General features: G+C 72.2%; 28 protein-coding genes. 22 read left to right on the top strand and 6 right to left on the bottom strand.

What is annotated here, in order from left to right:
- Positions 1-2: 2 nt before the first annotated feature.
- From leuD to CP973_RS31650, 4 genes are all read left to right on the top strand, one after another.
- Positions 3-596: a 3-isopropylmalate dehydratase small subunit gene (gene leuD / locus CP973_RS31665; protein ID WP_053699532.1), complete on the top strand. Its 594-nt coding sequence runs from the start codon at positions 3-5 to the stop codon at positions 594-596.
- A 135-nt stretch (positions 597-731) separates the two neighbouring features.
- Positions 732-977: an SCO5555 family protein gene (locus CP973_RS31660; RefSeq protein ID WP_003984706.1), complete on the top strand. Its 246-nt coding sequence runs from the start codon at positions 732-734 to the stop codon at positions 975-977.
- 125 nt (positions 978-1102) lie between these two features.
- Positions 1103-1819, top strand: coding sequence for an HU family DNA-binding protein (locus tag CP973_RS31655; protein ID WP_150247262.1), 717 nt, complete (start codon positions 1103-1105; stop codon positions 1817-1819).
- A gap of 146 nt (positions 1820-1965) precedes the next feature.
- Complete coding sequence (locus CP973_RS31650; RefSeq protein ID WP_150247261.1) at positions 1966-2187, top strand: hypothetical protein; 222 nt, start codon at positions 1966-1968, stop codon at positions 2185-2187.
- On the opposite strand, the gene cofC is transcribed toward CP973_RS31650, so the two are convergent.
- The gene (gene cofC, locus CP973_RS31645) at positions 2168-2854 is read right to left on the bottom strand and encodes a 2-phospho-L-lactate guanylyltransferase (protein WP_208853336.1); all 687 of its coding nucleotides are present in this window, start codon (positions 2852-2854) and stop codon (positions 2168-2170) included. The genes CP973_RS31650 and cofC overlap by 20 nt on opposite strands.
- Positions 2855-2994: 140 nt before the next feature.
- On the opposite strand from cofC, the gene CP973_RS31640 reads away from it, so the two are divergent.
- The 3 genes from CP973_RS31640 (at position 2995) to CP973_RS31630 (ending at position 6046) form a co-directional block, all read left to right on the top strand.
- Entirely contained in the window at positions 2995-3825 is an 831-nt protein-coding gene (locus CP973_RS31640; RefSeq protein WP_150247259.1) for a lysophospholipid acyltransferase family protein, read from the top strand.
- The gene (locus CP973_RS31635) at positions 3822-4823 is read left to right on the top strand and encodes an NAD(P)H-dependent glycerol-3-phosphate dehydrogenase (protein ID WP_030602808.1); all 1002 of its coding nucleotides are present in this window, start codon (positions 3822-3824) and stop codon (positions 4821-4823) included. Before CP973_RS31640 ends, CP973_RS31635 begins: the two co-directional genes overlap by 4 nt.
- Before the next feature lie 80 nt (positions 4824-4903).
- Positions 4904-6046 (top strand): D-alanine--D-alanine ligase family protein, encoded by a 1143-nt coding sequence (locus tag CP973_RS31630; RefSeq protein WP_150247258.1) that lies wholly within the window; start codon positions 4904-4906, stop codon positions 6044-6046.
- Between the two features lie 38 nt (positions 6047-6084).
- Here CP973_RS31630 and CP973_RS31625 read toward each other — a convergent pair whose 3' ends face one another.
- Both CP973_RS31625 and CP973_RS31620 read right to left on the bottom strand, forming a co-directional pair.
- Entirely contained in the window at positions 6085-6576 is a 492-nt protein-coding gene (locus tag CP973_RS31625; RefSeq protein WP_150247257.1) for a DUF3515 domain-containing protein, read from the bottom strand.
- Between the two features lie 8 nt (positions 6577-6584).
- Positions 6585-6818 (bottom strand): Lrp/AsnC family transcriptional regulator, encoded by a 234-nt coding sequence (locus CP973_RS31620; RefSeq protein ID WP_003984698.1) that lies wholly within the window; start codon positions 6816-6818, stop codon positions 6585-6587.
- A 227-nt stretch (positions 6819-7045) separates the two neighbouring features.
- On the opposite strand from CP973_RS31620, the gene CP973_RS31615 reads away from it, so the two are divergent.
- The gene (locus tag CP973_RS31615; protein WP_003984697.1) at positions 7046-8026 is read left to right on the top strand and encodes a thiamine-phosphate kinase; all 981 of its coding nucleotides are present in this window, start codon (positions 7046-7048) and stop codon (positions 8024-8026) included.
- A 46-nt stretch (positions 8027-8072) separates the two neighbouring features.
- Positions 8073-8864 carry a bifunctional hydroxymethylpyrimidine kinase/phosphomethylpyrimidine kinase gene (thiD, locus tag CP973_RS31610; protein ID WP_150247256.1) on the top strand — a complete coding sequence of 264 codons (792 nt, stop codon included), beginning with the start codon at positions 8073-8075 and terminating at the stop codon, positions 8862-8864.
- A gap of 125 nt (positions 8865-8989) precedes the next feature.
- Here thiD and rpmB read toward each other — a convergent pair whose 3' ends face one another.
- Entirely contained in the window at positions 8990-9175 is a 186-nt protein-coding gene (gene rpmB, locus CP973_RS31605) for a 50S ribosomal protein L28 (protein ID WP_150247255.1), read from the bottom strand.
- Positions 9176-9439: 264 nt separating this feature from the next.
- On the opposite strand from rpmB, the gene CP973_RS31600 reads away from it, so the two are divergent.
- The 9 genes from CP973_RS31600 (at position 9440) to mutM (ending at position 19074) form a co-directional block, all read left to right on the top strand.
- Positions 9440-11245, top strand: coding sequence for a DAK2 domain-containing protein (locus CP973_RS31600; RefSeq protein WP_150247254.1), 1806 nt, complete (start codon positions 9440-9442; stop codon positions 11243-11245).
- A 224-nt stretch (positions 11246-11469) separates the two neighbouring features.
- A complete protein-coding gene (recG, locus tag CP973_RS31595; RefSeq protein WP_150247253.1) occupies positions 11470-13674 on the top strand; it encodes an ATP-dependent DNA helicase RecG in 2205 nt (734 codons plus the stop codon).
- A 235-nt stretch (positions 13675-13909) separates the two neighbouring features.
- Entirely contained in the window at positions 13910-14494 is a 585-nt protein-coding gene (rsmD, locus tag CP973_RS31590; RefSeq protein WP_150247252.1) for a 16S rRNA (guanine(966)-N(2))-methyltransferase RsmD, read from the top strand.
- Positions 14491-15000, top strand: a complete 510-nt coding sequence (coaD, locus tag CP973_RS31585) for a pantetheine-phosphate adenylyltransferase (RefSeq protein WP_150250568.1) — start codon at positions 14491-14493, stop codon at positions 14998-15000. Before rsmD ends, coaD begins: the two co-directional genes overlap by 4 nt.
- A gap of 97 nt (positions 15001-15097) precedes the next feature.
- Positions 15098-16195, top strand: coding sequence for an ATP synthase F0 subunit B (locus CP973_RS31580; protein ID WP_150250566.1), 1098 nt, complete (start codon positions 15098-15100; stop codon positions 16193-16195).
- 85 nt (positions 16196-16280) lie between these two features.
- Entirely contained in the window at positions 16281-16964 is a 684-nt protein-coding gene (locus CP973_RS31575) for a YceD family protein (RefSeq protein WP_150247251.1), read from the top strand.
- Between the two features lie 2 nt (positions 16965-16966).
- Complete coding sequence (gene rpmF, locus CP973_RS31570; protein WP_003951102.1) at positions 16967-17140, top strand: 50S ribosomal protein L32; 174 nt, start codon at positions 16967-16969, stop codon at positions 17138-17140.
- 19 nt (positions 17141-17159) lie between these two features.
- Positions 17160-17987, top strand: a complete 828-nt coding sequence (gene rnc / locus CP973_RS31565; protein ID WP_150247250.1) for a ribonuclease III — start codon at positions 17160-17162, stop codon at positions 17985-17987.
- 226 nt (positions 17988-18213) lie between these two features.
- Positions 18214-19074, top strand: coding sequence for a bifunctional DNA-formamidopyrimidine glycosylase/DNA-(apurinic or apyrimidinic site) lyase (gene mutM, locus CP973_RS31560; RefSeq protein ID WP_150247249.1), 861 nt, complete (start codon positions 18214-18216; stop codon positions 19072-19074).
- 369 nt (positions 19075-19443) lie between these two features.
- Here the strand turns inward: mutM and CP973_RS31555 are convergent, their stop codons facing one another.
- On the bottom strand, positions 19444-19827 hold the full coding sequence (locus CP973_RS31555) for a winged helix-turn-helix transcriptional regulator (protein WP_150250563.1): 384 nt from the start codon (positions 19825-19827) through the stop codon (positions 19444-19446).
- 174 nt (positions 19828-20001) lie between these two features.
- Between CP973_RS31555 and CP973_RS31550 the strand changes: the two genes are divergently transcribed.
- Positions 20002-20652 carry a flavodoxin family protein gene (locus tag CP973_RS31550; protein WP_150247248.1) on the top strand — a complete coding sequence of 217 codons (651 nt, stop codon included), beginning with the start codon at positions 20002-20004 and terminating at the stop codon, positions 20650-20652.
- A gap of 185 nt (positions 20653-20837) precedes the next feature.
- Positions 20838-21074 (top strand): hypothetical protein, encoded by a 237-nt coding sequence (locus CP973_RS31545; RefSeq protein WP_150247247.1) that lies wholly within the window; start codon positions 20838-20840, stop codon positions 21072-21074.
- Positions 21075-21265: 191 nt separating this feature from the next.
- On the opposite strand, the gene CP973_RS31540 is transcribed toward CP973_RS31545, so the two are convergent.
- Entirely contained in the window at positions 21266-22246 is a 981-nt protein-coding gene (locus CP973_RS31540; protein ID WP_150247246.1) for a CAP domain-containing protein, read from the bottom strand.
- Positions 22247-22380: 134 nt separating this feature from the next.
- Here CP973_RS31540 and CP973_RS31535 point away from each other — a divergent pair, with 134 nt between their 5' ends.
- Both CP973_RS31535 and CP973_RS31530 read left to right on the top strand, forming a co-directional pair.
- Complete coding sequence (locus CP973_RS31535) at positions 22381-22662, top strand: acylphosphatase (RefSeq protein WP_150247245.1); 282 nt, start codon at positions 22381-22383, stop codon at positions 22660-22662.
- A gap of 381 nt (positions 22663-23043) precedes the next feature.
- Positions 23044-23250: a hypothetical protein gene (locus CP973_RS31530; protein ID WP_030376453.1), complete on the top strand. Its 207-nt coding sequence runs from the start codon at positions 23044-23046 to the stop codon at positions 23248-23250.
- The last annotated feature ends 566 nt before the right edge of the window (positions 23251-23816 follow it).

Genomic DNA, 23816 nt, shown 5'->3' with positions numbered 1-23816 from the left:
CCATGGAAGCCTTCACCACCCACACCGGCCGGGCCGTCCCGCTGCGCCGCAGCAACGTGGACACCGACCAGATCATCCCGGCGCACTGGCTCAAGAAGGTCACCCGCGACGGCTTCGAGGACGGGCTCTTCGAGGCCTGGCGCAAGGATCCGCAGTTCGTGCTGAACCAGGAGGCGTACCGAGGTGCGACGGTCCTGGTCGCCGGTCCCGACTTCGGCACCGGCTCCTCGCGCGAGCACGCGGTCTGGGCGCTGCAGAACTACGGCTTCAAGGCCGTCATCTCGTCGCGTTTCGCGGACATCTTCCGGGGCAACTCGCTGAAGAACGGACTGCTGACCGTGGTGCTCCCGCAGGAGACCGTCGAGGCGCTGCAGAAGCTCGCCGAGGCGGACCCCGCGGCCGAGGTCACCGTCGACCTCGTCGGCCGGCAGGTCCGGGCACCGGGCATCACCGCAGGGTTCGAGCTGGACGAGAACGCGCGTTGGCGGCTGCTGGAGGGCCTGGACGACATCAGCCTCACTCTTCGGGAGGAGGAGGCCATCGCCCGGTACGAGGCGAACAGGCCGTCGTTCAAGCCGCGTACGGTAGTAGTCTGACCTCGGGTTTTTTGGCTCAAAGCCTTATTGCGTACGATGCGCCCCTTGCTGGTTGGCAGGGGGCGCATCGGCGTATGAAGGCGTCTGTTGAGGCCCCGTGAAGCGACAACTCGCCGCAGATGGCACAATTAGCGCATGGAACGCGACGACCAACTCGAGCTCTACGGTCTCGTCGCCGACCGACTCAAGGACGCACACACACGAGTGCGGACACTGCAAGTCCCGGAGGGCGTACGCATGGCGCTGACCCGGAAGCTGCTCGTCATCACGGCGGCGGCGAAACACGATCTGGCGGACGCGGCAAGGCGTCTGGAGTGGTTCATGAACGACCTCGACGAGGGTCGCTTTCCCGAAGACGTGCACGCCGACGGAACTCCGTGAAGGTCGAGTTCGTTGCGGCACAAGGGTGATTAGCCCGTTTCGTGTTTGATTTGCGGTATATATCTGCCTAACGTGCGAAAAGGCTTGAACACTTTCGTTCCAGCAATGTCTCCGAAGGGGAAGACGTGAACAAGGCGCAGCTCGTAGAAGCCATTGCCGACAAGCTCGGCGGCCGCCAGAACGCCGCCGACGCGGTCGACGCGGTACTGGACGCAATCGTCCGTGCAGTTGTCTCCGGTGACCGCGTATCGGTCACCGGTTTCGGTTCGTTCGAGAAGGTGGACCGTCCGGCCCGCTACGCCCGCAACCCGCAGACGGGTGAGCGGGTGCGGGTCAAGAAGACCTCGGTGCCGCGTTTCCGCGCCGGTCAGGGCTTCAAGGACCTGGTCAGCGGCTCGAAGAAGCTCCCGAAGAACGACGTGGCCGTCAAGAAGGCACCCAAGGGCAGCCTTTCCGGTGGTACTTCCACCCGCTCGACCGTGAAGAAGGCCGCGGCCAAGAAGGCCACCGCCAAGAAGTCGGCGGCGAAGACCACGGCCACCGCCAAGAAGGCCACGCCGGCGAAGAAGACGACGACGGCGGCCGCGAAGAAGGCGACGCCGGCGAAGAAGACCACCGCCACGGCGAAGAAGACGGCGGCCAAGAAGACCACGGCCACCGCCAAGAAGGCCACCCCGGCGGCGAAGAAGGCCACCCCGGCCAAGAAGGCCACCACCACCGCCAAGAAGGCGACGGCCAAGAAGACCGCGCCCGCGACGAAGGCGACGGCGAAGAAGGCCCCGGCCAAGAAGACCACGGCCCGCAAGACCACCGCCAAGAAGACCACCGCCCGCAAGCGGTAATCAGCAGCGGCGACGCCACGCGTCGGGCCGGACTCCCCCCGGGGAGCCCGGCCCGCGGTGCGTCGTACCCGCGGCGCGGCGTGTCCCGCGCCCGTACCGGCGCCGTTCCGGGCGATCGGCCCCCGGTCGCCGTTTAGGGTGGCCGTATGCAGGCCACCGCGTACACCTACGACGCCCAGACCCGTTCCGGCAGCGTGCTGCTCGACGACGGCACGCCGCTGCCCTTCGACGCGGCGGCCTTCGACGCGGGCGGCCTGCGGCTGCTGCGGCCCGGTCAGCGGGTGCGCATCGAGGTCGAGGGCGAAGCGGGCAGCGGTACGGAAACGGACGGGCGCCGCGTCGTGCTCGTCACGCTCCAGACGTTCTGACGCCCTCCAGGCCCGCGCGCTCCCGTATCCGCGGCACACAGCGGGCGGTGTGCGGCCCCGCGCCCAGCTCCAGCGCGGCCAGCAGGTCCGCGCCGGTGTCCACGTCCCGGCGCACGGATTCGGTGCCCGGCAGCACGATCTCCTGCGCCCCCGATTCGCGGTGCCGCGCCCGGGACGGCCCCCCGAAAGCGGGCGCCAATTCCACTCCCGGAGCCGCGGACAGCAGCGTCGTACCGATTTCCGCCGCATCCGCGAGAAATGCCCGGGGAAATGCGGCGGCGGCCGTCAGCACCCGGTGCAGTTCCGCCGGGCGCAACGCCGGGAGATCCGCGTTCAGCGCCGCCACGGCGGCCCCGGCGCGCCGCTCGCGCACCCGTGCCGCCCCATGGGCCAGCGCCGCGTTCAGGCCACGGCCCGGAACGTCCGCGAAGACGCGCGCGCCGAGCGCCGCGAGCCGCTCCCCGGCCAGCGGGTCGTCCGTGACAACCGCCACATCCATGACGTCTTCGCAGGCCAGCGCGGCGGACACGGTATCCAGCGCGAACGCCAGTGCCAACTGTGGCCGCAGCCGTTCCCCCACCGCCCCGGACAGCCTGCTCTTCGCCCGTACCAGGGGTTTCAGCGGGACGACCAGGCTCCATCCGGCGTCCGCTCCATCACTTCGCATCGCCCCCATTCTCACCTGCCGTCACCGCCATCCGTGAGCGGCGGGGTTACGGTGTTCTCGACATAGCGGGTACCTGGGGCGACACTTGTGCGGCTGCCGGGTCGCAGCAGCTCAGCAGATCCCACAAGGAGGGTGTCCCAGTGTCCCGCCGCAGAATCGGCTTCTGGTACCGCTTGGCCGCGGTCATCTGCAAACCGCCGCTCCTGGTTCTGTTCAAGCGGGACTGGCAGGGAATGGAGCACATTCCCGCCGACGGCGGATTTATCACCGTGGTCAACCACAACTCGTATCTGGACCCGCTGTCGTACGCGCACTACCAGTACAACACCGGACGGGTCCCGCGATTCCTCGCCAAGTCCGGGCTCTTCAAGGGCGGCTTTGTCGGCGCGGTGATGCGCGGCACCGGCCAGATCCCCGTCTACCGGGAATCCGCCGACGCCGCGGTCGCCTTCCGTGCCGCCGTGGCCGCCATCAACAAGGGCGAATGCGTCGCCTTCTACCCCGAGGGCACCCTCACCCGCGACCCCGACCTGTGGCCCATGCAGGGCAAGACCGGCGCCGCCCGGGTGGCGTTGCTCACCAAGGCGCCGGTGGTCCCGGTGGCCCAGTGGGGCGCCAACGAGGTGATGCCGCCCTACGCCAAGGAGAAGAAGCTGCGCCTGTTCCCGCGCAAGACCCTGCGGGTCAAGGCGGGGCCGCCGGTCGACCTGAGCGAGTTCTACGGCAAGGAGCCGACCGCCGAGGTGCTGCGCGCGGTGACCGAGAAGGTCATGGCCGCGGTCACCGAGCTGCTGGCCGAACTGCGCGGCGAGCCGGCGCCCGCCGAGCCGTACGACCACCGCAAGGACGCCGTCCGGCGCAGCCGGGCCCGCCGGGAGCAGCGGGCCGCCGAGCGGGCGCGCGAGCTGGACGAGCGGGGCGTGAAACTGGACGACCAGGCACCGAAGACACAGGAGGATGAAGGCAAGTGACGCGCTGCGCCGTCTACGGCACGGGGTCCTGGGGCACCGCATTCGCGATGGTGCTCGGCGACGCGGGCTGCGAGGTGACGATGTGGGGCCGCAGAGCGGGCCTGGTCGACGCCATCAACACCGGCCGGACCAACCCCGACTACCTGCCGGACGCACAGCTGCCGGAGTCCGTACGGGCCACCACCGACCCCGCCGAGGCCGCGCACGGCGCCGATTTCACGGTCCTGGCCGTCCCCTCCCAGACCCTGCGCGGCAATCTCGCCGAATGGGCCCCGCTGCTGCCCGCCGACACCGTCCTGGTCTCCCTGATGAAGGGCGTCGAACTGGGCACCGCCAAGCGGATGAGCGAGGTCATCGAGGAGGTCGCCAAGGCCCCCGCCGAGCGCGTCGCGGTGCTGACCGGCCCCAACCTCGCCAAGGAGATCGCCGCCCGGCAGCCCGCCGCCGCGGTCGTCGCCTGCGCGGACGAGGCGGTGGCCCGGCGCCTCCAGGCCGCCTGCCACACCCCGTACTTCCGCCCGTACACCAACACCGACGTGGTCGGCGCCGAGCTGGGCGGCGCGGTCAAGAACGTCATCGCGCTGGCGGTCGGCATGGCCGGCGGCATGGGCCTGGGCGACAACGCCAAAGCCTCCCTGATCACCCGCGGCCTCGCCGAGACCACCCGCCTGGGCCTGGCGATGGGCGCCGACGCGCACACCTTCGCCGGGCTCGCCGGCATGGGCGACCTGGTCGCCACCTGCTCCTCGCCGCTCTCCCGCAACAACACCTTCGGTGCCAACCTGGGCCGCGGGATGTCGCTGGAGGAGACCATCGCGGTCACCAAGCAGACCGCCGAGGGCGTCAAGTCCTGCGAGTCGGTTCTGGATCTGGCGCGCCGGCACGGCGTCGACATGCCGATCACCGAGACCGTGGTGGACATCGTCCACGAGGGCAAGCCGCCGCTGGTGGCCCTCAAGGAGCTGATGTCCCGCAGCGCCAAGCCCGAGCGCCACTGAGCTGCGCGGCGCCCGGGGGAGGCGCCGCACCGGCCCGTGGCACCGACTCCCCCTGGGGCAGCAGGTACCCTCGACCCGATATGAGCAGCCAGACCCCTCCCCAGAAGCCCCGCGTCGCCGTCGTGTTCGGTGGCCGCAGCTCCGAACACGCCGTCTCCGTGGTGACCGCGGGCGCCGTGCTGTCGGCCATCGACCGCGAGAAGTACGACGTGCTGCCCATCGGCATCACCGCCGACGGCCGTTGGGCGCTGACCGCCGACGACCCCGCGCGGATGGTCATCACCGACCGGAAGCTGCCGAGCGTGGCGGAGCTGGCCGAGTCCGCCGAGGGGGCCGTCCAGCTCCCCGTGGACCCGACCAGCCGTGAGGTCGTCTACAGCGAACCCGGCTCGGTGCCCAAGGCGCTGGGCGCGGTCGACGTCGTCTTCCCCGTGCTGCACGGCCCGTACGGCGAGGACGGCACCATCCAGGGCCTCCTGGAGCTGTCCGGCGTGCCCTACGTCGGCTCGGGCGTGCTCGCCTCGGCCGCCGGCATGGACAAGGAGTACATGAAGCGGGTGTTCCTCTCCTACGGGCTGCCGGTCGGCCCGTACGAGGTCGTCCGCCCCCGCGAGTGGGAGCAGGCCGACGGCGGCGCCGCGGCCCGCCGGCGGATCGTGGACTTCGCCGCCGAACACGGCTGGCCGGTCTTCGTGAAGCCCGCCCGCGCGGGGTCCTCCATGGGCATCAGCAAGGTCGACGACGTCTCCGGGCTGGACGCGGCCATCGAGGAGGCGCGCCGCCACGACCCGAAGATCCTGGTGGAGGCGCTGCTCACCGGCCGCGAGATCGAGTGCGGCGTGCTGGAGTTCGAGGACGGGCCGCGCGGCAGCCTCCCCGCCGAGATCCCGCCCGTCTCCGACCACACCTTCTACGACTTCGAGGCCAAGTACATCGACTCGGCCACCGGCATCGTGCCCGCCCCGCTGACCGCGGAGCAGACCGCCGAGGTCCGGGAGCTGGCCGTCCGCGCCTTCGAGGCGCTGTCCTGCGAGGGCCTGGCCCGGGTGGACTTCTTCCTCCAGGACGACGGCACCTACGTCATCAACGAGATCAACACGATGCCCGGCTTCACGCCCATCTCGATGTACCCGCGGATGTGGCAGGAGAGCGGTGTGAGCTACCCGGAGCTGATCGACCGGCTGATCCAGGCGGCCCTGCGGCGTTCGACGGGCCTGCGCTGAGGCGCCCGGACGGTTCGGACCGCGCCCGGCCGGAGGGCTCAGACTCCGGCCGGCACCGTCTTCTTGACCGCGTCCGCGAGGTCGGTCAGCACATCGACCTCGGGGGCGTACTTCTTCGGGACGCTCACCTCTACGTACGTCTTGCGCAGTACGGTCGTGAAGCGGTACCCGTCGTCCTGCTTCTCGAAGAGCCACTCGACGCCGTTGACTTCCGCCGCGTCCGCACCGGGGTTGTAATGTTCACTTCCAGGCGTCAGCACGGCCGGCTTGGCCACGCCGCAGCGCAGCCGGACGGCGGGATCGCCCCACACGGCGGTGAAGTCCGAGGCCGGATCGGCGGTGCCGCGCTCCAGCCCGTCCACGGTCCGCGGCAACTCCTTCTGGAGCGCCCGGCACTGCCGCGCGGAGGCGCCCTCGGGGGAGGGGGCGGCGACGGGGACCGAGGACGAGCAGCCCACCGCGGCGAAGGCCACGGTGAGCAGGGCCGGTACCAGCGGCCGGCGGGACGAGGAGATCACCCGGCCGAGCATACGGGGAGCTAGAGATGGACCACCGGGCAGGTCAGGGTGCGGGTGATGCCGTCCACCTGCTGGACCTTGGCGACCACGATGCGGCCGAGCTCGTCGACCGTCTCGGCCTGCGCCCGCACGATCACGTCGTACGGACCGGTGACGTCCTCGGCCTGGAGCACACCGGGGATCTTGGCGATCACTTCCGCTACGGCCGACGCCTTGCCCACCTCGGTCTGGATCAGGATGTACGCCTGTACCACGGGACCTCCAGGGCGGCTTCGAGGATCATGTGGGAAGAAGGGACGCCACGGTACCGCGTCGGTGCGCGCGCCGGGGAGACCCGCGCCGCCCGGAACACGACGTGCGGTACGACCAGGGGCAGCACGACGGCCGTCCGCCCGGGGGAAGCACGGGCCGGGCGCGCGGTGGTGGAGTACGGATCGGCAGCGCAGTACGGATCGTCCGTACGCGTCGGAAGGGCAGCAGCATGAAGGGCACCGTGGGCGAGCTGGGGGAGTTCGGGCTGATCAGGGAGCTGACCTCCCGGCTCACCGCCACCCCGGCCGTACGGATCGGACCGGGCGACGACGCCGCGGTGATCACCGCGCCGGACCGCCGGGTCGTGGCCAGCACCGACGTACTCCTCGAAGGGCGGCACTTCCGCCGCGACTGGTCCACCGCCTACGACGTGGGCCGCAAGGCCGCGGCGCAGAACCTGGCCGACATCGCGGCGATGGGCGCGGTGCCCACCGCCATCCTGCTCGGCCTGGTCGTCCCCGCCGAACTGCCCGCGACCTGGGCGAGCGAGCTGATGGACGGGCTGCGCGACGAGTGCCAGGTGGCGGGCGCCGCGGTGGTCGGCGGCGACGTGGTGCGCGGCGACACGATCACCGTCGCGATCACCGCCCTGGGCGACCTGCGCAACCAGGAGCCGGTCACCCGTTCCGGTGCCCAGCCCGGCGACGTGGTCGCCGTCACCGGCTGGCTGGGCTGGTCCGCGGCCGGATACGCGGTCCTCACCCGCGGCTTCCGCTCCCCGCGCGCCTTCGTGGAGGCGCACCGCCGCCCCGAGCCGCCCTACCACGCGGGCCCGGCGGCGGCCGGTCTCGGCGCCACCGCCATGACGGACGTCAGCGACGGCCTGGTCGCCGACCTCGGCCACATCGCCGAGGCCAGCAAGGTCCGCATCGACCTGCGCTCGGGCCAGATCGACATCCCCTCACAGATGTCCGACATCGGTACGGCCGTCGGCGTGGACCCGATGCAGTGGGTGCTCAGCGGGGGCGAGGACCACGCGATCGTGGCGACGTTCCCGCCGGACGTGAAGCTGCCGGCCCGCTGGAAGGTGATCGGCGAGGTGCTGCACCCGTCGGCGCTGCCGCAGGTCACGGTGGACGGGGCGCCCTGGGTCAACGCGGGGTGGGACCACTTCGGCGGGGAGCCGGACGGCGAGCCGACCGGCCTCTGAGGGACCGCGGACGGGCCCCGCGCGGGGCCCCGGTAGATTCGGCCGCATGCCTACACCTCCACGCGTCCTGACCGTCGCCGGGTCCGACTCCGGCGGCGGCGCGGGCATCCAGGCCGACCTGAAGACGATGCTGGCGCTCGGTACGCACGGCATGAGCGTGCTGACCGCCGTCACCGCGCAGAACTCACTCGGCGTGCAGGGCGCGTGGGAACTGCCCGCCGAGGCCGTACGGGCCCAGTTCCGCAGCGTCGTGGACGACATCGGCGTCCAGGCCGTCAAGACCGGGATGCTCTCCTCGCCGGAGCTGGTCGAGACGGTCGCGGACCTGCTCGCCGGGCTCTCCGCACCGGTCGTCGTGGACCCGGTCGGCGTCTCCAAGCACGGCGACGCGCTGCTCGCCGCCTCCGCCCTGGACGCGGTCCGCACGAAGCTGCTGCCCACGGCCACCCTCGCCACCCCCAACCTCGACGAGGTCGCCCAGCTCACGGGCGTACGGGTCCGGGAGGAGGCCGACATGCGGCGCGCCGCCGCCGCGGTCCTCGGCTTCGGGCCGCGCTGGGCGCTGATCAAGGGCGGCCACCTGGAGGGCGACGCCGTCGACCTGCTCACCGACGGCACCGAGGAGCACTGGCTGCGCGCGCCGCGGCACGACAACCGGCACACCCACGGCACCGGCTGCACGCTCGCCAGCGCCGTCGCCGCGCGCCTGGCCCAGGGGGACACCGTCCCGGAGGCCGTCGCGGCGGCCAAGGAGTACGTCACCGGCGCCATCGCGGGCGGCTTCCGCCTGGGGGCGGGCATCGGCCCGGTGGATCACGGGTGGCGGCTGCGGGGGTAGTCCCGGCCGCCGCGCCGCCTCACGGGCGCTTGCCGCGCGTACGGCACGCGCGTACGGCAAAAAGCCGGTCCACCGAGGTGGACCGGCTTTCAGGCAACCGGCGGGGCTGCGCTACGACTAGGACGTCAGCGCGAGACCTTGCCGGCCTTGATGCACGAGGTGCAGACGTTGAGCCGCTTCGGCGTGCGCCCGACGACCGCGCGCACCGTCTGGATGTTGGGGTTCCAACGACGGTTGGTACGGCGGTGCGAGTGGGAAACGCTCTTGCCGAAGCCCGGCCCCTTGCCGCAGACGTCGCAGTTGGCAGCCACGGGTCACTCCAAAGACTTCAGATGCACTTACGGTGAAATCCCGACGAGCGGAGTGCATTGAACCGACCGGCTTCGCCAGGAGTTAGGAATGGCCCGATTCGCATCGGGCAACCGGAGCAGCATACAACGACCGCTCCCGTGACACGAAACTACCACGAGCGGCCCGGGCCCCGCCCCGGCGGACCGCTCCGCCCGCGGCTACTGTGCCCTGGATCGCATGACCGAGCCGAGCCCGCCACGGGCCGCTGGCCGAGGAGGACGACGGTGCCGCACCCGCTCGACGCCGCTGCGGTACGCACCTGGTGCGCCCTGGCGCTCCAGGCCCTGGGGCGCGAACGCGAGCGGATCGACGCGATCAACGTCTACCCGGTGGCCGACGGGGACACCGGCACCAACCTCTACCTGACCGTGGAGTCCGCGGCCCGCGCCGTCGAGGCCGCCTTCGACGGGCACGGCGCCTCGGGCACCACGCCGGGCCTGGCCGACGCCGTCGGCGCGATGGCGCACGGGGCCCTGATCGGCGCGCGCGGCAATTCCGGCACGATCCTCGCCCAGCTGCTGCGCGGCATGGCGGAGGTGCTGGGGGAGAGGGCTGCGGACGGGACCGGGCCCGGTGAGCCGGCGGCGAACGGCGCCCCCGGCTCGGCGGCAGCGCTGAAGCGGGCGCTGCGACGGGCCGCCGAGTCGACGTACGAGGCCGTGGCGCACCCAGTGGAGGGCACCGTCCTGACGGTCGCCACGGTGGCCGCTCAGGCGGCGGGGCGGGCCGACGGGAGTCCGGCGGCGGTGGCGCGGGCCGCTTACGACGGCGCTCGTACGGCCCTGGAGGCCACGCCGGACCAGCTGGCGGTCCTGGGCCGGGCGGGCGTCGTGGATGCGGGCGGCTGCGGACTGGTCGCCGTGCTGGGCGCGCTGGCGGGGGCCCTGTCCGGGGAGGTGCCGACGGCGGCTATCGCGGTGCGGCCGGATGGTCCGGTACGGGGTGCTGCCTCCGTACGGGCTGATGCCTCCGAGCGAGCCGATGCCTCCGTACAGGCCGATGCCTCCGTACGGGCCGATGACTCCGTGCCGGTGTCCGGCGGCTGCCCGGCCGCGAACGGGGACGCTCCAGACCCGGAGGGGCCGGGTGACGGCCACGGCGACCCGGACGGACCTGCCTTCGAAGTGATCTACCTCCTTGAGGCCGACGACGCCGCCGTGGCCCGGCTGCGCGCGCGGCTGGACGGGCTCGGGGACTCCCTGGTGGTGGTCGGCGGGGACGGCCTGTGGAACGTGCATGTCCACGTGGACGACGCGGGGGCCGCCGTAGAGGCGGGCATCGAGGCGGGCCGCCCGTATCGCATCCGCATCACCCACTTCGGGACGGCCGACGGGGGCCGGGCCGCGCGCCGCCGCGAGCCGGAGCCGGCGGCGCGCGCCGTGGTGGCCGTGGTGCCGGGGGACGGCCTGGCCGGGCTGTGCGCCGAGGCGGGCGCGACCGCGGTGACCGTACGCCCCGGGGAGCCGCCCGCCAGCGGCGAGCTGGTCCAGGCGATCCGGCAGGCGCACGCCCGCGAGGTGATGCTGCTGCCCAACGACCCCGAGCTGCGGCACACCGCGTCGGCCGCGGCCGAGCAGGCCCGTACCGAAGGCGTACGCGTCGCGCTGATCCCCACCCGCGCCGCCGTCCAGGGCATCGCCGCGCTGGCCGTGCACGAGCCGGGCCGCAGCTTCGACGAGGACGTGGTGGCCATGACCTCGGCCGCGGGCGCCACCCGCTACGCGGAGCTGGCCGTCGCGGAACGGCAGTCCTGGACGATGGCCGGCGTCTGCCAGGCCGGGGACGTGCTCGGGCTGATCGACGGGGACGTGGCGGTGATCGGCTCGGACCTGGCCGCGACCGCGACGACCGTGCTGGACCGGATGCTCTCCGCCGGCGGGGAAATGGTGACCTTCGTACGGGGCGCGGAATGTCCCGCCGCTCTCGCGGAACGCCTGGAAAGGCATGTACGGGAGCGCTATCTGGCCGTGGACACCGTCGTCTACGAGGGCGGACAGCGCGGGGCGCCGCTTCTCATCGGAGTCGAATGACCCCGTGCCGGAGCGGCGGAAAGCGACGGAAAACCGGTGGAAACCCGGCGGGAAACCGGTCGCAACCCCGCGGGAAACCGGTCGCGACCCCGCGGGAAACCGGTGGGAACCCGGCGGAAGGCCGACGGGAAATCGGCGGGAAACCGGCGGGAAGAATCGGTTCGGCCCCCGGCGTATTCCGGGCCTTGCCGTCCGCTGTCAGTGCCGTGGTGTGCAATGGACACGTGTCCGCGCTCGACGAACCCCTGAAGAAGATTCTCGGTGGCACCACCGCCAAGGTGATGGCCGAGCAGCTCGGCCTGAAGACGGTCGGCGACCTGCTGCACCACTATCCGCGCAGATACGCGGAGCGCGGTGAGCTGACCCGGCTCTCCGACCTGCCGCTGGACGAACACGTCACGGTCGTCGCGCGGGTCGCCGACGCCCGGGTCCTGAAGTTCAACAACGGCCGCGGCCAGCGCCTGGAAGTGACCCTCACCGACGGCAGCGGCCGCCTCCAGCTCGTCTTCTTCGGCAAGGGCATCCACAAACCGCACAAGGAACTGCTGCCCGGCCGCCGCGCCATGTTCGCGGGCAAGGTCTCGGTCTTCAACCGCAAGCTGCAACTGGCCCACCCCGAATACGCGCTGCTGGAGGGCGAGGGCGGCGAGGAGGCCGTGGACGCCTTCGCGGGCCGGCTCATGCCGATCTATCCCGCCTGCCAGCAGATGGCCTCCTGGAAGATCGCCAAGGCGGTCGACGCGGTGCTGCCCAGCGCGCGCGAGGCGCTCGACCCGCTTCCGGAGGCGCTGCGCGAGGGCCGGGCCCTGCTGCCGCTCCCGGAGGCCCTGGAGAAGGTCCACCGCCCGCGCACGAAGGCCGACATCGAGGACGCGCGCTCCCGGCTGAAGTGGGACGAGGCGTTCGTCCTCCAGGTGGCGCTCGCCCGCCGCCGGATGGCCGAGACCCAACTCCCCGCCACTCCGCGCCCGTTGACGCCCGGCGGACTGCTCGACGCCTTCGACGCGAAGCTGCCCTTCACCCTCACGGAAGGCCAGCGGAAGGTCAGCCGTGAGATCTTCGACGACCTGGCCACCGACCACCCGATGCACCGCCTCCTCCAGGGCGAGGTCGGCTCCGGCAAGACCATGGTCGCCCTGCGGGCCATGCTCGCCGTCGTGGACACCGGCGGCCAGGCGGCGATGCTCGCGCCCACCGAGGTGCTGGCCCAGCAGCACCACCGCTCCATCACCGAAATGATGGGGGAGTTGGCCGAGGGAGGGATGCTGGGCGGGGCCGAGCAGGGCACCAAGGTGGTGCTGCTGACCGGCTCGATGGGGGTCGCCGCCCGCCGTCAGGCCCTGCTGGACCTCGTCACGGGCGAGGCCGGGATCGTCATCGGCACCCACGCGCTCATCGAGGACAAGGTCCAGTTCCACGACCTCGGCCTGGTCGTGGTCGACGAACAGCACCGCTTCGGCGTCGAACAGCGCGACGCCCTGCGCGGCAAGGGCAAGCAGCCGCCGCACCTGCTGGTCATGACGGCCACCCCCATTCCCCGTACGGTCGCGATGACCGTCTTCGGCGACCTGGAGACGTCCGTACTGGACCAGCTCCCCGCCGGCCGCTCGCCGATCGCCAGCCACGTCGTGCCCGCCAAGGACAAGCCGCACTTCCTCGCGCGCGCCTGGGAGCGGGTGCGCGAGGAGGTCGAGGCCGGCCACCAGGCGTACGTGGTCTGCCCCCGCATCGGCGACGAGGAGGACGCGCCGAAGGGCAAGGGCACCAAGAAGAAGTCCGCGGAGGAGGCCGGGGACGGCGGAGGCGAGGACAAGCGGCCCCCGCTGGCCGTCCTGGAGGTCGCCGACCAGCTCACCAAGGGCCCCCTCGCCGGGCTGCGCGTCGAGGTGCTGCACGGCCGGATGCACCCGGACGACAAGGACGCGGTGATGCGCCGGTTCGCGGCCGGCGAGGTGGACGCGCTGGTGGCGACCACCGTCATCGAGGTCGGTGTGAACGTCCCGAACGCCACCGCCATGGTGATCATGGACGCGGACCGGTTCGGCGTCTCCCAGCTGCACCAGCTGCGCGGCCGGGTCGGCCGGGGCTCCGCGCCCGGCCTGTGCCTGCTGGTCAGCGAGATGCCCGAGGCCAGCCCCGCGCGCGCCCGGCTCGCCGCGGTGGCCGGCACCCTCGACGGCTTCGAGCTGTCCCGTATCGACCTGGAGCAGCGCCGCGAGGGCGATGTCCTCGGCCAGGCCCAGTCCGGCGCCCGCACCTCCCTGCGGATGCTCGCCGTCATCGAGGACGAGCAGGTCATCGAGGCCGCCCGCGAGGAGGCCACCGCGGTGGTCGCCGCCGACCCCGAGCTGACCGCCTATCCGGAGCTGCGCACGGCCCTCCAGGCCCTGCTGGACGCGGAGCGGGAGCAGTACCTGGACAAGGGATGAGCGCCGCGCGCCCGGTCCTCGATGCGATCCGTCCCCTCCGGGCCCTGTACGGCGACCCGTCCCCGACCCCCGTACAGCCCCCCGGCCGGGCCGGGCAGCCCCCGGCCGGGCCGGGCACGCTCTCCGAGGCCTCTCTGCGTCGCCCGGCGCGGCCCCGTGCCGGGCGACGCCATATCGTGGGGAGTGACCCGCGCAGGCGGGCCGCTCCCATCCGCAGCGCGAAGGACCGAGCACCATGACCCGCGTGATCGCCGGCACGGCCGGCGGCCGGCGCCTGGCCGTGCCCCCCGGCAACGGCACCCGCCCGACCTCCGACCGGGCGCGCGAGGGCCTGTTCTCCACCTGGGAGTCGCTGGACGGACCGCTGGCCGGCGCCCGGGTGCTGGACCTGTACGCGGGCTCCGGCGCGGTGGGTCTGGAAGCGCTGTCCCGCGGCGCCGCGCACGTCCTGCTGGTCGAGGCCGACGCCCGCGCCGTCCGCACCATCCGCGACAACGTCCGCACCCTCGGGATGCCCGGCGCGGAGGTCCGGCCCGGCAAGGCCGAGCAGGTCGTCGCGGGCGCGGCCCCGGCCGACCCGTACGACGTGCTCTTCCTCGACCCGCCGTACGCCGTCACCGACGACGATCTTGGGGAGATCCTGCTCACACTCCGCCAGGGGGGCTGGTGTGCCGAGGAGGCACTCGTCACCGTGGAGCGGAGCACCAGAGGCGGTCCGTTCCCCTGGCCGGACGGTTTCGAGGCCATCCGGTCCCGGCGCTACGGCGAGGGGACGCTTTGGTACGGTCGCGCCGCTTCGACGTGCGACAACGCGTCATGACCGGACCGGAGAGCGAGGAAACTCACGTGCGCCGCGCAGTCTGTCCGGGGTCGTTCGACCCCATCACCAACGGGCACCTGGACATCATTGCCCGGGCCTCCAGGCTCTACGACGTCGTCCACGTCACCGTGATGATCAACAAGGCCAAGCAGGGCCTGTTCTCGATCGACGAGCGGATCGACCTGATCCGCCAGGCCACCGCCGAGTACGGCAACGTCGAGGTCGAGTCCTTCCACGGCCTGCTCGTCGACTTCTGCAAGCAGCGTGACATTCCGGCCATCGTCAAGGGGCTGCGCGCGGTCAGCGACTTCGACTACGAACTCCAGATGGCGCAGATGAACAACGGCCTCTCCGGCGTCGAGACCCTCTTCATCCCCACCAGCCCCACCTACAGCTTCCTCTCCTCCAGCCTGGTCAAGGAGGTCGCGGCCTGGGGCGGCGACGTCTCCCACCTGGTGCCGCCCTTCGTCCTGGAGGAGCTGACCGCGCGGCTCGGCGCCAAGTGATCTCCTGACGCCTCGTCAGCAGGTGTCGGTGCGAGGGTCTGTGGACGTACAGTCGTCCCCGTTCCGTCGTACCGACCCGGAGAGTGGCGAGTCCAAGGTGGACGTGCAGAAGAAGCTCGACGAGATCGTCAGGACCGTCCGCGGCGCCCGGTCCATGCCCATGTCGGCCTCGTGCGTGGTCAACCGCGCCGAGCTGCTCGCCATGCTGGAGGAGGTGCGCGCCGCCCTGCCCGGGTCGCTCGCCGAGGCCCAGGAGCTGCTCGGCGGCCGCGAGCAGATGGTCGAGGAGGCGCGCGCCGAGGCGGAGCGGATCATCGAGTCCGCCAACGCCCACCGCGGCTCGCTGATCTCCGACACCGAGGTGGCCCGGCAGTCCCGGGCCGAGGCCGACCGGATCCTGGCCGAGGCCCGCCGCGAGGCCGAGGAGATCCGCGCCGAGGCCGACGACTACGTGGACAGCAAACTGGCCAACTTCGAGGTCGTCCTGACCAAGACCATCGGCTCGGTCGACCGCGGCCGCGAGAAGCTGCTCGGCCGCGCGCCGGGCGAGGGCGGCCACGAGGACGAGGACGGCATCCAGGTGCCCGAGCCCACCGCCGACCCGCAGACCCTCAGGGAGCGCGCCGACCGGTACGTGGACGCCAAATTCGGCGCCTTCGAGGCCGTGCTGACCAAGACCCTGGAGGCGGTCGGCCGCGGGCGGCTCAAGCTCCAGGGCGTCCGGCCGACGGACGAGCTGGGCGGCCTCGCCGCGCAGCCCGACGGCCGGCATCCGGGCCACACCGGCGACGCCGAGTACCTCGCCGGCCTCGCCGAGCTGGCGGACCCCGTACCCCCGCAGCCGCAGGCCCCGCCGCAGCCCGCCGTGCCGCCCCGGGCGCAGCCCGACCCCCAGCAGGGCTACTACGCCGACCCGGCCTACCAGCAGCAGGACGCCTACGGCTATCCGCAGGCCCCGTACGCCCAGCAGGACCCGTACGGCTACGGCTGGACGGACCCGCAGGCCCAGCAGCAGCACCAGCAGCCCTACGACCCGAACACGGGCTACCTCCAGCCGCACCAGGAGACCCAGCTCCCCGCACAGGCTCCCGGCGGCCGGGCGCCGCAGCCGGCCGCGCTCGACGAGACCAGCCTCTTCGACACGAGCATGATCGATCTCGACCGGCTGCGGCAGTACGAGGAGGGGCGGCAGTAGCGGATTGGGCCTATCGGGACCGTTCCAGTATCCTGGCTCTTCGGTCGCGTGTACGTCCGCGATCTCTGCTGCCCGCCTCGCCCCGGTGAACGGGTGGCCCGTACGTCAGCGTAGAAAGCAGGAAGCCATCAACGCCCGCCTCGACCATCGTTCCCCGCTCGTGTTCGACACGCGCGATCTGGGACGTCGTCCCGGTGCGCTGCAGCGGCTCTCCCGCACCGTCGAGGCCCCCCGGGACCTCGGCAACGAGGTCATCGGGGTGCCCGAGGGCACGCCGGTGGAACTCGACTTCCGCCTGGAATCCGTCATGGACGGGGTGCTTGTCACAGGTACCGGCCGTGCATCGGTCCAGGGGGAGTGCGTAAGGTGTCTGGAGCCGCTGGAGCGTGAGCTCGTAGCGGACTTCCAGGAGATGTTCTCCTACCCCGACGCCGATGCCAGGACCCGCACCGCGGAGCCGGGCGACGACGCCGAGGAAGAGGAGGACACGCTCTTCCTTGAGGACGACCTGTTCGACCTCGAACCCGTGCTGCGTGATGCGGTGGTGCTCGCACTGCCGATGCAGCCGGTGTGCCGGGACGACTGCCCGGGCCTGTGCTCCCAGTGCGGAGAGCGGCTCGCGGACGACCCGGACCACCACCACGACGCCGTCGACATCCGTTGGGCGGCACTGCAGGGACTCGCCACCGACCCGGACGGCGAGAAGGACGAAAACATGAGCGGCGACGGGCCTGAATCAGCGCGCGCCGCCGAGAAGCAGGAGAAGTAGCCGTGGCTGTTCCGAAGCGGAAGATGTCGCGCAGCAACACGCGCCACCGCCGGTCGCAGTGGAAGGCTGCGGTCCCCACCCTGGTGGCGTGCGAGCGCTGCCACGAGCCGAAGCAGCAGCACATCGCGTGCCCGAGCTGCGGCACCTACAACAAGCGACAGGTCCTCGAGGTCTGATCGGCTGGTGACAGGCTCTATGTCAGACGCCCATACGTCTCCCCGCAAGCGCGCGGCTGAAACGGCACCGGCGGACACGGCCTCGTCCCACACGCTTCTGGAAGGGCGGCTCGGGTACCAGCTCGAGTCCGCCCTTCTGGTGCGTGCGCTGACGCACCGCTCGTACGCGTACGAGAACGGCGGCCTGCCCACCAACGAGCGGCTGGAGTTCCTCGGGGACTCGGTGCTCGGCCTGGTGGTCACGGACACGCTGTACCGCACCCACCCCGACCTGCCCGAAGGCCAGCTGGCCAAGCTGCGGGCCGCGGTGGTCAACTCGCGGGCGCTCGCCGAAGTGGGCCGCGGCCTCGACCTCGGCGCCTTCATCCGCCTCGGCCGGGGCGAAGAGGGCACCGGCGGCCGCAACAAGGCATCCATCCTGGCCGACACCCTCGAAGCGGTGATCGGCGCGGTCTATCTCGACCAGGGTCTCGACGCGGCTGCCGAGCTGGTGCACCGGCTCTTCGACCCGCTCATCGAGAAGTCCGCCGGCCTCGGTGCCGGCCTGGACTGGAAGACCAGCCTCCAGGAGCTGACCGCGACCGAGGGTCTCGGTGTGCCGGAGTACCTGGTCAGCGAGACCGGTCCGGACCACGAGAAGACCTTCACTGCTGCTGCCCGCGTCGGTGGTGTCTCGTACGGCACCGGCACCGGCCGCAGCAAGAAGGAAGCCGAACAGCAGGCGGCCGAGTCCGCCTGGCGGGCGATCCGCGCGGCGGCGGACGAAGCGGCCGAGCGGGCCGCGGACGCGCCGCCGGCCGGGGAGCCGGTGGTTCCCCCGGCCGGGGAACCGCCCGTCGTCGGCTGAGGTTCACGCGCTGCCGGCCGTCCGTCCTGAGTGGGGGTTCCCTGCGCGGGGTGGGCGGCCGGACAGTGTTTTACGGGGGCGTGCGCGCGTGGTGAGGGCTCCGCCGGGGGCCTTGCGCGCCGCTGTACGCGCTCGCCCAGGCCTTTGCGCGCCGCCGTACCCGGCCCGCGCACCCCATCCGTACCGCGTCCGCCGTCCACGCGGACGCTCCCTGACGAGGAGAGCCGTGCCCGAGCTGCCCGAGGTCGAGGTCGTACGCCGCGGACTGGAGCGCTGGGTACGGGGACGAACCGTCGCCGAGGTCGAGGTGCGGCACCCGCGGGCGGTCCGCCGGCACACGGCGGGCGCCGTGGACTTCGCCACGCGCCTGAAGGGGCAGCGCATCGGCGAGGCCCGGCGGCGCGGCAAGTACCTGTGGCTGCCGGTCACCGACGGCCTGTCCGTCCTGGCCCACCTGGGCATGAGCGGGCAGCTCCTGGTCCAGCCGCAGGACGCCCCGGACGAGAAGCACCTGCGGGTCCGCTTCACCTTCGACGACGACGCCGGCACCGAACTGCGCTTCGTCGACCAGCGGACCTTCGGCGGTCTGTCGCTGCACGACGCGGTGCCGGGCGACCCCGAGGGGCTGCCCGACGTGATCGCCCACATCGCGCGCGACCCGCTCGACCCGGCCTTCGACGACGCCGCCTTCCACGAGGCGCTGCGCCGCCGCCGTACCACCGTCAAGCGCGCGCTCCTCGACCAGTCGCTGATCAGCGGCGTCGGCAACATCTACGCCGACGAGGCGCTGTGGCGCTCCCGCCTCCACTACGACCGGCCGACCGCCACCTTCACCCGCCCCCGTACCGCCGAGCTGCTCGGCCACATCCGGGACGTGATGAGCGCCGCGCTCGCCGTCGGAGGCACCAGCTTCGACAGCCTCTACGTGAACGTCAACGGCGAGTCGGGCTACTTCGAGCGGTCGCTGGACGCCTACGGGCGCGAGGACGAACCGTGCCGCCGCTGCGGTACGGCGATACGCCGCCGCCCCTGGATGAACCGGTCCAGCTACTTCTGCCCGCGCTGCCAGCGGCCGCCGCGGCCTTAGCGGTCGACGCGGCCTCAGCGGTCGGCTGGCGGAGTTCTTCGGCGGCCGCGGGTGCCTCGGTGGTCGACGGCGCCTCGACGGTCAACGGCGCCTCGGTGGGTGACGCGGCAGTCGGCGGTTGACGCGGCAGTCCGTGGTACGAGCCGTCTGGACAGGCGCCGGGGCGGCGAGGCGGACGTTGAGCGAGCGGTCCTCCCCGCATGGGCGAGGCGGCTGTGAACCGCGGCGGACGTTGAGCGAGTGGCCCTTCCCTCATGGGCGAGACGGCTGTGAACCGCGGCGGCGCGTGGGCCTGCCTGGCCGCCTACGGTCAGCCGCCCCCGCGGCTCGTGCAGCGCCGCGCCCGGCGGTGCCTCGGTGGGACGGGCCTCAGGACTCCGCGCGTGCCGCGTCGTACCGTTCCTGGGCCGCCAGTACCGACGGCATCCGGCTCTCCAGCAGATCGATGAGACCGAGCAGCCGCTCGGCCACCTCCCGCCCCAGCGGCGTCAGTTCGTAGTCCACCCGCGGAGGGTTGGTCGGCTGCGCCTCACGATGCACCAGCCCGTCGCGCTCCAGGGCGTGCAGGGTCTGCGACAGCATCTTCTCGCTGACGCCGTCCACCCGCCGCCGCAGCTCGTTGAAGCGGAACGTGCCGTCGTGCAGCGCGCCCAGCGTCAGGCTGCCCCAGCGATCGGTGACGTGCTTGAGCGTGTCGCGGGACGGACACGTACGCGCGAAGACGTCGAACGCCACGTCCGTCGCCAGCTCCATCCCGACGTTCGGGACCTGCGTCACCTGCTTCGCCTGCTGCGAGCCGCCCTGATGCGTCATACCACCAGCGTACTCCCGCACAGCGCTCACCAGGCTATTGCGCTTTCTGAAAGTTAGTGCTTTCCTTTCGGTAGTGAAGCCGCGCAGCGCGGCACGATCCCGAGGAGCTCCGCCATGACCACGCCCACCCCGACCGCTTCTTCCGCCGCCTCCCTTTCCTCCTCCGCCTCCTCCTTCGCCGCCCCGGCCGTCGCCATCGCCTATCACTCGGGCTTCGGTCACACCGCGGTGCTCGCCGAGGCGGTGCGCGACGGTGCCGCCGAGGCCGGGGCGACCGTCCACCTGGTCAAGGTCGACGAGATCACCGAGGAGCAGTGGGAGCTGCTCGACGCCGCCGACGCGATCGTCTTCGGCTCGCCGACCTACATGGGCACCGCCTCCGGAGCCTTCCACGTCTTCGCCGAGGCCACCTCGAAGCGCTGGGCGACCCGCGCCTGGCAGGACAAGCTGGCGGCGGGCTTCACCAACTCCGGCTCCAAGAGCGGCGACAAGCTGCACACCCTGCAGTTCTTCACCGTACTGGCCGCCCAGCACGGCATGCACTGGGTCAACCTCGGCCTGCTGCCCGGCTGGAACTCCACCACCGCTTCCGAGAACGACCTCAACCGCCTCGGCATCTTCCTGGGCGCCGGCGCCCAGACCGACAGCGACCGGGGCCCGGACGGCGTCCACAAGGCCGACATAGCCACCGCCGAACACCTCGGCCGCCGGGTCGCCTCCCAGGCCGCGGTCTACGCCGCCGGCCGCGCCGCGGTCGCCGCCTGATCCGCCTCCCGCGGATGCCGGGCGCCCGTGGACGACCTGCGCGCCCGGCCCGCGCGCCCCGTTCCGCGCGTGCCGCCCGTACGCGGGGGCCTGTACACGCCGACCCACCCGCATACGCGTGCTTTCGTGCGGATGAAGATGCGACCCTGTAGCCAGGGGGCCATACCTTCGGAGGTTGGGATCCGATGGCGACGAGCATGCATCTGGTCTGGAGCTCGGCGGCGCCCGGCAGCGTCGTGTACGAGACACACGCGATCGAGGTGGTCGAAGAGGGCGGCGTACACGGAGAGGTGGTCAGCGAGCGGCACGAGGTCACCGTGCGCAGCCGCGCCCACGCGGAGGAGATCGCCGCCGAGCACGACTACGAGCTCTACCGCGACGGGCCGGAGTGGGAGAGCCTGCCGGAGCAGGCGGAGGGCTGACCCGCCGTCGGCCGCCCGGACCGGAGAAGGCGGCCCGTCGGCGCCCGCCCAAGCAGGTGAGGACCGGCCCGCCGGTGCCCGCCCGGAAGGAGTGGACCGGCCCACCGGTTGTCGCCCGGCGGGTGAGGACCGGCCCGCCGGTGCGCGCCCAGCAGAAGAGGATCGGCCTGCCGGTTACCGTCCGGGCCGGGTCAGAAGCCGAAGTCCTGCGTCCACCAAGGGCCGCCGGAGCCGAAGTGGACGCCGACTCCCAGGGTTTTGTACTCGCAGTTGAGGATGTTGGCGCGGTGCCCGGAGCTGTGCATCCAGGTGTCCATCACCGCGCGGGCGTCGGCCTGGCCGCGGGCTATGTTCTCGCCGCCGAGACCCTCTATGCCCGCGGCCTTGGCCCGGTCCCACGGGCTGCGGCCGTCCGGGTCGGTGTGGTCGAAGAAGCCGCGCCGCGCCATGTCGGCGCTGAAGTCGCGGGCCAGACCGCCCAGTTGGCGGTCGGCGGTCAGCGGGGAGCAGCCGGCCTTGGCGCGCTCCTGGTTGACCAGGGCCAGCACCTGGGATTCGGCGGTCGAGGGCGTGGTGTCGGGTGCGGCGGTGGCGCTCGGGGCGGTCTTCGAGGGCGCGGCGGAGGACGACGGGACCGTACGGCCCGGCCGTTCCGTACGGTCCCGGTCGGTGCCGACGCCCGTACCGGTGCCTGCGCCGGTGTCGGTGTCGGTGTCGGTGTCCGCGGGGGCGGAAGGCTGCCGGGAGGCCGGGGCGGCCGACGGGGTGGCGGCCGGTGCGGGGCGTTCCCGCTCCGGGATGCCGGGGCGTGCCTCACCGCGGCTGGCCTGGCCGGTGCCGCGGTCCGAGGGTGTCACGGACGCCGCGTCGGGCGTCGACGCGGTCGGCAGGGAGCCCGCGCGCACGCGTTCCCCGGCGCCGCCGCTGCCGTTCCAGTCGTACTGGCTGCCGCCGGGCAGCAGTCCCGAGGCGACGGCCACGGCGCCCATCGCCACGGCGGCCGAGGCGCCGAGCAGTCCGGTGCGTACCGGAGCGGTGTGCCGGTCGCGCGCGGAGCGGTGACCGCGGTGGCGGCCGGCGGACGCGGGGTGCGCGGCGGCCGGTGGCCCGGTCCGGTCCGCGGCTCCGGCGGCTTCGGGCGATGCGGGAGCGGAGCGTCGATGGCGGCCCATCCACTGCCTTCCTTCTGTCCACACGAGCGTCAACGTGCCTCACCCGTAAGGGTGAGCCCGTTGCCGGGCGACTGTACGCCATGCCACGTGGGGCGGATGTGCTCGCCGGGCAATTGGCCGGTTAACGTGCAGACATGAACGAAGATGTCCGCCTGACGGCCTGGGTGCGCGGCCGGGTCCAAGGTGTCGGCTTCCGGTGGTTCACCCGGGCCAACGCCCTGCGCATCGGCGGTCTCGCCGGTTTCGCCTCCAACCTCGGCGACGGCCGGGTACAGGTGGTCGCCGAGGGCGCGCGCGAGCGCTGCGAAGAACTCCTGGAGTGGCTGCGGACCGGCGACACGCCCGGGCGCGTCGAAGGGGTGACTGAGATCTGGGACACTCCGCGCGGCGGGTACGACGGCTTCGCCATCCGCTGACCCGCTGCGGGGCGGGGGAGAGGCGAACCGGCCCGCGGGTCGGTTTCGCGTGTCCCCGTCACATGCACAATGCAGTCATGACCTGGTGGTTGCCAACTGGGCCGACCCATGGAAGGCTGCCGCTGTAAGGATGATCTCCACGCCCCCGAGGCGCTTTTCTGGGGAGCCGGTCCGGCGTTGCCGTGACCGTGGGCTCCCGGGCGCCCAAGGATACGGGGCGTGATCGTGTTGACCCTCAAACCTTTTGGTGAGACTCTGGAAGCCCCGCGCACCTTAGCTGTTTGGCATTGAGCTCGCAGGATAATGACAAGCACCGCGGGTGCGAATCCCTCACGACCCACACCGCTTCGGTCGGTCACTCAGTGTGGAGGACCATCCATCATGGCAAAGGCGCTTCTCGGTTACGTCGGCGGCTCCGACCCCCGAGTCCTCTCCGAGATGCGACGGCTTCAGCAGCGCGTCCAGGACCTGGAATCCGAGCTCATCCGGATGCAGGCCGAGAACGACATGCTGTCCGCTGCCGCACGTCACGACGACTCGATGCTGGAGAGCATCGACGTACCCCAGGCGGAGCCCGCGCTCACCTGACCCCATCCCCCGGGGCCGGCGGGCTGTTCGCCAGCCGCTTGAGGCACCGCTAGCAAGATCTTCAAGGGACGCTTCGGCGTCCCTTCGTCGTTTGCGCCGTTTTCTCTTCCGTCCCGTGGCACCCTCACCGTCTGATGTGCCCTGCACCTTCAGCGGCGAAACCGAAATCGAATAGGTGTGAGGGGAGCGGATGCCCCGTCCGCGGCCGGCGAGGCGCGCCGGGTGCGCCCCCGGACGGCCGTCCCCGGGCCCTCGTACCGGCCGTCCCCGGGCCCTCGTGCCCGGTCGTCCTCGGGTCCACGTGCCCGGCCGTCCCCGGGCCCACGTGCCCGGCCGTCCCCGGGCCCACGTGCCCGGCCGTCTCCGGGCCCACGTACCGGTTGTCCCCGGGCCCTCGTGCCGGTTGTCCCCGGCCCCGTGCCCGGTCGTCTCCGGGCCCATGTACCGGTTGTCCCCGGTTCCACGTCCCCGGTCGTCCTCGGGCCCTCGTGCCCGGTCGTCTCCGGGCCCACGTACCGGCTTGTCCCCGCGCCCTCGTGCCCGGTCGTCTCCGATCCCTCGTGCCC

The organism is Streptomyces albofaciens JCM 4342, from assembly GCF_008634025.1.
GTDB lineage: Bacteria > Actinomycetota > Actinomycetes > Streptomycetales > Streptomycetaceae > Streptomyces > Streptomyces albofaciens.
The sequence above is the reverse complement of the archived record's forward strand: the minus strand, read 5'-3'. Positions and strand labels throughout refer to the sequence as shown.

Coding starts and splice junctions, on each gene's coding strand:
- leuD (WP_053699532.1), top strand. CDS start 3: ATGGAAGCCTTCACCACCCACACCGGCCGGGCCGTCCCGCTGCGCCGC.
- CP973_RS31540 (WP_150247246.1), bottom strand. CDS start 22,246: ATGGGCCGCCATCGACGCTCCGCTCCCGCATCGCCCGAAGCCGCCGGA.
- CP973_RS31545 (WP_150247247.1), top strand. CDS start 20,838: ATGGCGACGAGCATGCATCTGGTCTGGAGCTCGGCGGCGCCCGGCAGC.
- CP973_RS31555 (WP_150250563.1), bottom strand. CDS start 19,827: ATGGAGCTGGCGACGGACGTGGCGTTCGACGTCTTCGCGCGTACGTGT.
- rnc (WP_150247250.1), top strand. CDS start 17,160: ATGTCAGACGCCCATACGTCTCCCCGCAAGCGCGCGGCTGAAACGGCA.
- thiD (WP_150247256.1), top strand. CDS start 8,073: ATGCCTACACCTCCACGCGTCCTGACCGTCGCCGGGTCCGACTCCGGC.
- CP973_RS31535 (WP_150247245.1), top strand. CDS start 22,381: ATGAACGAAGATGTCCGCCTGACGGCCTGGGTGCGCGGCCGGGTCCAA.
- coaD (WP_150250568.1), top strand. CDS start 14,491: ATGACCGGACCGGAGAGCGAGGAAACTCACGTGCGCCGCGCAGTCTGT.
- CP973_RS31625 (WP_150247257.1), bottom strand. CDS start 6,576: ATGCTCGGCCGGGTGATCTCCTCGTCCCGCCGGCCGCTGGTACCGGCC.
- cofC (WP_208853336.1), bottom strand. CDS start 2,854: ATGCGAAGTGATGGAGCGGACGCCGGATGGAGCCTGGTCGTCCCGCTG.
- CP973_RS31650 (WP_150247261.1), top strand. CDS start 1,966: ATGCAGGCCACCGCGTACACCTACGACGCCCAGACCCGTTCCGGCAGC.
- rsmD (WP_150247252.1), top strand. CDS start 13,910: ATGACCCGCGTGATCGCCGGCACGGCCGGCGGCCGGCGCCTGGCCGTG.
- CP973_RS31550 (WP_150247248.1), top strand. CDS start 20,002: ATGACCACGCCCACCCCGACCGCTTCTTCCGCCGCCTCCCTTTCCTCC.
- CP973_RS31615 (WP_003984697.1), top strand. CDS start 7,046: ATGAAGGGCACCGTGGGCGAGCTGGGGGAGTTCGGGCTGATCAGGGAG.
- CP973_RS31660 (WP_003984706.1), top strand. CDS start 732: ATGGAACGCGACGACCAACTCGAGCTCTACGGTCTCGTCGCCGACCGA.
- CP973_RS31530 (WP_030376453.1), top strand. CDS start 23,044: ATGGCAAAGGCGCTTCTCGGTTACGTCGGCGGCTCCGACCCCCGAGTC.
- CP973_RS31630 (WP_150247258.1), top strand. CDS start 4,904: ATGAGCAGCCAGACCCCTCCCCAGAAGCCCCGCGTCGCCGTCGTGTTC.